Source organism: Streptomyces sp. NPDC007095, from assembly GCF_040634475.1.
GTDB lineage: Bacteria > Actinomycetota > Actinomycetes > Streptomycetales > Streptomycetaceae > Streptomyces.
In genome coordinates this window covers 44,073-50,981 of record NZ_JBEYFS010000072.1, presented here as the reverse complement: position 1 = coordinate 50,981, position 6,909 = coordinate 44,073, and the positions used below count along the sequence as shown (strand labels likewise).

3 protein-coding genes are annotated in these 6,909 nt (G+C 70.3%); 1 reads left to right on the top strand and 2 read right to left on the bottom strand.

The genetic code is table 11. The features are described 5' to 3' along the window. Positions 1-70 precede the first annotated feature (70 nt). Both ABZ656_RS24680 and ABZ656_RS24675 read right to left on the bottom strand, forming a co-directional pair. Entirely contained in the window at positions 71-2,197 is a 2,127-nt protein-coding gene (locus ABZ656_RS24680) for an alpha-1,4-glucan--maltose-1-phosphate maltosyltransferase (RefSeq protein WP_101400740.1), read from the bottom strand. A gap of 194 nt (positions 2,198-2,391) precedes the next feature. Further along, positions 2,392-3,594: a S8 family peptidase gene (locus tag ABZ656_RS24675; RefSeq protein ID WP_360270486.1), complete on the bottom strand. Its 1,203-nt coding sequence runs from the start codon at positions 3,592-3,594 to the stop codon at positions 2,392-2,394. Between the two features lie 539 nt (positions 3,595-4,133). Between ABZ656_RS24675 and glgP the strand changes: the two genes are divergently transcribed. Next, positions 4,134-6,881 carry an alpha-glucan family phosphorylase gene (gene glgP / locus ABZ656_RS24670; RefSeq protein WP_360270484.1) on the top strand — a complete coding sequence of 916 codons (2,748 nt, stop codon included), beginning with the start codon at positions 4,134-4,136 and terminating at the stop codon, positions 6,879-6,881. The last annotated feature ends 28 nt before the right edge of the window (positions 6,882-6,909 follow it).

Genomic DNA, 6,909 nt, shown 5'->3' with positions numbered 1-6,909 from the left:
TTGAACCAGTCGGGGTCGCGGTCCCTGGCCGGGGTGTCCTCGAAAGTGTCCGGGACGGGCTCGTTGACGATCATGTGGTGGGTGACCCTCCGATCTGCGGTGAGGACGGTCGCAGGACGGTGAGGATGTGCGCGGGGCTATGCCCTGGCTCAAGACGCACATAGTTGGCCCTGCCCCAGTTGTAGGTCTCGCCGGTGAGCTCGTCGCGCACCGGCACGGACTCGTGCCAGTCCAGGCCGAGTTGCGGCATGTCCAACGAGACCGTCGCCTCCTGGGTGTGGTGGGGGTCGAGGTTGACCACCATCACAACCGTGTTCGATCCGCTCCCGTCCGTGACCGACTTCGAGTAGGCGATCACCGTGTCCTTGTCCGTGTGGTGGAAGTGGAGGCCGCGCAACTGGCGCAATGCCGGACTGCGCCGCCTGATGGTGTTGAGCGCACCCAGCAACGGCGCGATGCTACGGCCCTCCCGCTCCGCCGACTCCCAATCCCGCGGACGCAGTTGGTACTTCTCGGAGTTCAGGTACTCTTCGCTGCCATCACGCAGCGGGGTGTTCTCACAGAGCTCGAATCCGCTGTAGACGCCCCAGGTCGGAGACAGCGTCGCGGCGAGCACCGCACGCAGTTCGAAGGCCGGCCGGCCGCCGTGCTGAAGGAACTCGTGCAGGATGTCCGGGGTGTTCACGAAGAAATTGGGCCGCATGTAGGCGGCCGCCTCCCCCGACAGCTCACTGAGGTAGTCGGTGAGCTCCTCCTTCGTGTTGCGCCAGGTGAAATAGGTGTACGACTGCTGGAAGCCGATCGCCCCCAGCGTGCGCATCATCGCGGGCCGGGTGAACGCCTCGGCCAGGAAGATCACGTCGGGGTCGGTGCGGTTGATGTCCGCGATGACCCGCTCCCAGAAGACGACCGGCTTGGTGTGCGGGTTGTCGACGCGGAAGATCCGCACGCCGTGGTCCATCCAGTGGCGTAGCACCCGCAGCGTCTCCTGGACCAGCCCCGGCATGTCCCGGTCGAAGGCGATCGGATAGATGTCCTGGTACTTCTTCGGCGGGTTCTCCGCGTACGCGATCGACCCGTCCGCCCGATGGTGGAACCACTCGGGATGCTTCTGCACCCACGGATGATCCGGCGAGCACTGCAGCGCGAAGTCGAGCGCGATCTCCAGCCCCTCCCGCTCCGCCCGCCTCACGAAGGCGTCGAAGTCGTCGATCGTGCCGAGGTCCGGATGAACGGCGTCGTGCCCGCCCTCCGGAGATCCGATCGCCCACGGCACACCGACGTCGTAGGCCCCAGCCGAGAGCGTGTTGTTGGGCCCCTTGCGATAAGTGGCCCCGATGGGATGGATCGGCGGCAGATACACCACGTCGAAGCCCATCCGCGCGATGGCGGGCAACCGCTCGGCGGCGCTGCGGAAGGTGCCGTGCACCGGCGGATCGAGATGTCCGCTCTCCGAACGCGGAAAGAACTCGTACCAGGAGCCGTACAGCGCCCGCTCGCGCTCCACCAGCAGGGGCAACGGCTCCGAACTGCTGACCAGCTCACGCAGCGGATGACGAGTGAGGACCCTGTCCACTTCAGGGGTGCGGGCGGCGGCGAGCCGGGCCGCCGCGGGACGGTCCACATCCCGCAGCGCGTCCGCCGCGGTGAGGACGACATCCCTTCTGCCCTTGCTCTTCGGCACTCCGGCGGCAGCGCGCTCGTACAGCCGGGCGCCCTCCTCCAGGACCAGTTCCGTGTCGATGCCCGCCGGGATCTTGATCCCCGCGTGATGGCGCCAGGTGCGGACCGGATCGCTCCAGGCCTCCACGGTGTACGTCCAGTGGCCGGTCGTCCCGGCGGAGACGGTGGCGCCCCAGCGGTCGGTGCCGGGGGCGAGTTCGCGCATCGGGATCCAGGGGCCGGTGCGGCCCTCCGGATCGCGCAGGACGACGTTCGCGGCGACGGCGTCGTGGCCTTCACGGAAGACGGTGGCCGAGACTTCGAAGGCCTCGCCGACGACCGCCTTGGCCGGGCGCCGGCCTTGCAGGACGAGGGGCCGAACGTCGACGACGGGAATGCGTCCGACGCTCCCGCCGCCTTCGCCGGACTGGTCGGAGGGTTGCTCCGGGGCGCGGGGGACGGCGTCGACCTTGCGTATGGGGGGTGTGTCGGAGGTGGTCGTCGGGGGTGGCGACGTGTGGTGCGTGGCGGGCATGACCGCTCCTGTCCGCGTCAACGTGGGTGGGCGGATGACGGTGTGGGGAGGTGGGGCCTGCGGGGTGTACCGGGGGAGCCTTCCCACCCTATTCGGGTGAGCAATCCGGCAGGTTGCTAACTACTTACGCGTATGTCTACACACAAGACCGGCCTCGTCCGACGGGCGAGGCCGGTACCTGTTCCGGCGGTTCTTTACGAAGAGCCGACCTGCAGAAGCCTGTTCGGCGAACCGAGCCCCGCACCGCCGACCTTCCCGTACACCGCCCGCTGAACCAACGCTTTGCCCACTTGGGCCGGGGTCGCCTTCGGGTGGCCGGCGAGATAGAGCGCCGCCGCGCCCGCGACATGCGGGCTCGCCATCGACGTACCGGAGAAGGTCGCCTTCCCGGTGTCGCTCGCGTACGACGCCGACGTGATCGCCACGCCGGGCGCGAACAGGTCGAGCGCCGAGCCGAAGTTGGAGAAGCTCGCCCGGGCGTCGGTCCTGTCACTCGCTCCGACCGTCAGCGCCTCCTTGACCCGGGCGGGGGAGTACAGCCCGGCGGGCAGCGCGTCGTTGCCCGCCGCGACCGAGTACGTCACTCCCGAGGCGATGGAGTTGCGTACGGCGGCGTCCAGCTGGGCGTTCGCGTGGCCGCCCAGGCTCAGATTGGCGACCGCCGGCTTGTGCGCGTGCCGGGTCACCCAGTCGATACCGGCGATGACCTGCGCGGTGGTGCCGGATCCGGCGTTGTCGAGCACCCGCACGGACACGACCTTGGCCTTCTTCGCCACACCATAGGTGGTTCCCGCGATGGTCCCGGCGACATGGGTCCCGTGCCCGTTTCCGTCCCCCGCCGCCTTGTCGTTGCCCACGAAGTCCCAGCCGTAACTGGCCCGCCCCCCGAAGTCCTCGTGCGTGATCCGGATCCCCGTGTCGATGACGTACGCCGTCACGCCCGCGCCCGCCGACTCCGGCCACGTGTAGCCCTTGTCGAGCGGCAGAGCGGGCTGGTCGATCCGGTCCAGCCCCCAGGACGGCGGGTTCTTCTCGAAGTGGTCGAGTGCCACCCGTGTGTCCTGGACGACGGAGGCCACACGGGAGTCCCCCGCGAGCCGCCGCGCCTGCCTTTCGCTGACCTGGACCGCGTATCCGTTGAGCGCCGTGCCGTACGTGTGGCTGATTCGCGCCCCGTACTTCTGGGCGATGCCCTTACCCACCGACGACGGAGCCTTCGTACCCCCCTTGAGCGTCACGATGTAACTACCGCTGACGGAACCGGGTTCACCGGCGCCGAGTATCCGCCCCTGCGGGGCGGCGTGCGCGGGCAGGGTGATGGCCGAAAGCACCGCGGCCGTCGTGACCGCGGTGAGGCATCCTGCCCAGCGCAGACGCCGCTGTCTCGTCTGTGCCATGACGTGAGTTCCCCTCCTCAAGTCGGCGTACGCCGACCGGGACCGACCGGTGTGCGACCGGGGTCGCCCGTACGCCACTTGGCAGCCTCTCGTGTGGTGTGAAGCACCACAAGGCCGCCCATGCGTGCGGAATCGGCCATACCCTCCGGGCGTCGCGCGGAATGGTTGCGTCGATTACCAGCCGAGGGCTCCGCCGGTGGGGCCGGCGGGGTGAGTTCGCCGGCTGCGGGCCGGTGGGGGCTCGTCGCGCAGTTCCCCGCGCCCCTGAGGCGGGGGCTGCGCCCCGCGCTCCCCGTCTGGGCGATTTGTTCGACTGACGGCCGGTGGGGGCTCGTCGCGCGGATCCCCGCGCCCCTGAGGCGGGGGCCGCTCCCCGCCCTGCCTGTGGGGTGTCCCCATCACTCGCGGTCGGCGTACCCCGACCCACCCAGGACGCCGGAGTTCATCGATGCGCCGTGTTGTCGAAACACCCTCGCCGCTACCGTCGTGGGTGACGTACCTCCCGCCGCCGCCATACGTCTTTCGTGAAGGTGGAACTCGTGAAGGCAATCCGCAGATTCACCGTTCGCCCCGTACTGCCCGACGCCCTTCACCCGCTCAGTGACCTCGCCCGCAACCTGCGCTGGTCCTGGCACGCCGAGACCCGCGACCTCTTCCAGTCCGTCGACCCCGAATGCTGGTCCGCTTCCGACGGCGACCCCGTACGCCTGCTCGGCAGCGTCCCTCCCCGCCGCCTCGCGGAACTCGCCGAGGACCGCCGCTTCCTGCGCCGCCTCGCCGCCGTCGCCGACGACCTGCGCGACTACGTGACCGGCGAACGCTGGTATCAGACCCAGACCCAGATTCCCGACCTCCCCGCCGCCGTCGCCTACTTCTCACCCGAGTTCGGCATCACCGCGGCCCTGCCCCAGTACTCCGGCGGCCTCGGCATCCTCGCCGGCGACCACCTCAAGGCCGCCAGCGACCTCGGTGTACCCCTCATCGGCGTAGGACTCCTCTACCGGCACGGCTACTTCCGCCAGTCCCTCTCCCGAGACGGCTGGCAGCAGGAGCACTATCCCGTCCTCGACCCCAACGAACTCCCGCTCGTGCCCCTGCGTGAATCCGACGGCACCCCGGCGCAGGTCACCCTCGCCCTCCCCGGCGGCCGCGCCCTGCGCGCCCGCATCTGGCTGGCCCAGGTCGGCCGCGTCCCCCTCCTCATGCTCGACTCCGACGTCGAGGAGAACGACCTCGGCGAACGCGGCGTGACCGACCGGCTGTACGGCGGCGGCAGCGAGCACCGGCTGCTGCAGGAGATGCTGCTCGGCATCGGCGGCGTGCGCGCCGTAAGGACGTACTGCCGGCTGACCGGCCACCCCCAGCCCGAGGTGTTCCACACCAACGAGGGCCACGCGGGCTTCCTCGGCCTGGAACGCATCGCCGAACTCGCAGAAGGGCACGGCGGGCATGACCAGCAGGACGGACAGGACGGACAGGACGGACGGGACGGACAGGGCGGACGGGACGGACGGGACGGACGGGACGGACAGGACGGACGGGACGGACAGGACGGGCACGACGGGCTGGACTTCGACGCCGCCCTCGAATCCGTCCGCGCCGGTACCGTCTTCACCACCCACACCCCCGTCCCCGCAGGCATCGACCGCTTCGACCGTGAACTGGTCGCCCACCACTTCGGCCCGGACGCCGAACTCCCCCGTATCGACGTCGAGCGGATCCTCGGCCTCGGCATGGAGACCTACCCGGGCGGTGAGCCGAACCTCTTCAACATGGCCGTGATGGGGCTCAGGCTCGGCCAGCGGGCCAACGGGGTGTCGCTGCTCCACGGTCACGTCAGCCGCGAGATGTTCTCCGGGCTGTGGCCGGGTTTCGACCCGGACGAGGTCCCGATCACCTCGGTCACCAACGGCGTGCACGCACCGACCTGGGTGGCACCGGAGGTCTTCCGTCTCGGCGCCCGCCAGATCGGCGCCCAGCGCACCGAGGACGCGATGACGGTCGGCGGCTCGGACCGCTGGGACGCGGTGGCGGACATCGCAGACCAGGAGATCTGGGACCTGCGCCGGGTACTGCGCGAGCAGCTGGTGATCGAGGTACGGGAACGCCTGCACGCCTCCTGGCGCCAGCGCGGCGCCGGAACGGCCGAACTCGGCTGGATCGACGGAGTGCTGGACCCGGACGTGCTCACGATCGGCTTCGCGCGCCGCGTCCCTTCCTACAAGCGTCTGACCCTGATGCTGCGCGACCGCGACCGTCTGATGGACCTTCTCCTGCACGCCGAGCGCCCGATCCAGATCGTGGTCGCGGGCAAGGCGCACCCCGCCGACGACGGCGGCAAACGACTCGTCCAGGAACTCGTCCGGTTCGCGGACGACCCGCGCGTACGCCACCGGATCGTCTTCCTCCCGGACTACGGGATGGCGATGGCGCAGAAGCTGTACCCGGGCTGCGACATCTGGCTGAACAACCCGCTCCGCCCGCTGGAGGCCTGCGGCACGTCCGGGATGAAGGCGGCGCTCAACGGCTGTCTGAACCTCTCCGTCCTGGACGGCTGGTGGGACGAGTGGTTCCAGCCGGACTTCGGCTGGGCGATCCCGACGGCGGACGGTACGGCGACGGACGACGACCGCCGCGACGAGCTGGAGGCGGCGGCCCTCTACGAGCTGCTGGAACAGCGCGTGGCGCCCCGCTTCTACGAGCGGGGTCAGCACGGTCTGCCCGACCGGTGGATCGAGATGGTGCGCCAGACTCTGACCCATCTCGGCCCGAAGGTCCTGGCGGGCCGGATGGTGCGCGAGTACGTGGAGCGCCTGTACGCCCCCGCGGCCCGCGCCCACCGCGCCCTGGCCCCGGAGGCGGCCCGCGAACTGGCCGCCTGGAAGTCCCGTGTCCGGGCGGCCTGGCCCCGGGTCACGGTGGACCATCTGGAGGCCTCCGCCGCCACCACGACCGCCGAACTCGGCACCACCCTCTCCCTGCGCGTGCGGGTGGCGCTGGCCGACCTCGCCCCGGACGACGTCGAGGTCCAGGCGGTCTCGGGCCGCGTCGACTCGCAGGACCGCATCGAGGACGCGAGCTGCGTCCCGCTGAAACCGGCGGGCGGTCCGGACCTGGAAGGGCGCTGGGTGTACGAGGGCCCGCTCTCCCTCGACCGCACCGGCCCGTTCGGCTACACGGTCCGTATTCTCCCCACGCACCGGCTGCTCGCGTCCGGCGCCGAGCTGGGCCTGGTGACGATGCCTTCGGAGGAGGCGGGGGAGGAGGCCGGGGTCTTGATGCGCTGAGCGAGCCGAAAGCGGAACGACAGGCAGC

Coding starts and splice junctions, on each gene's coding strand:
- ABZ656_RS24680 (WP_101400740.1), bottom strand. CDS start 2,197: ATGCCCGCCACGCACCACACGTCGCCACCCCCGACGACCACCTCCGAC.
- ABZ656_RS24675 (WP_360270486.1), bottom strand. CDS start 3,594: ATGGCACAGACGAGACAGCGGCGTCTGCGCTGGGCAGGATGCCTCACC.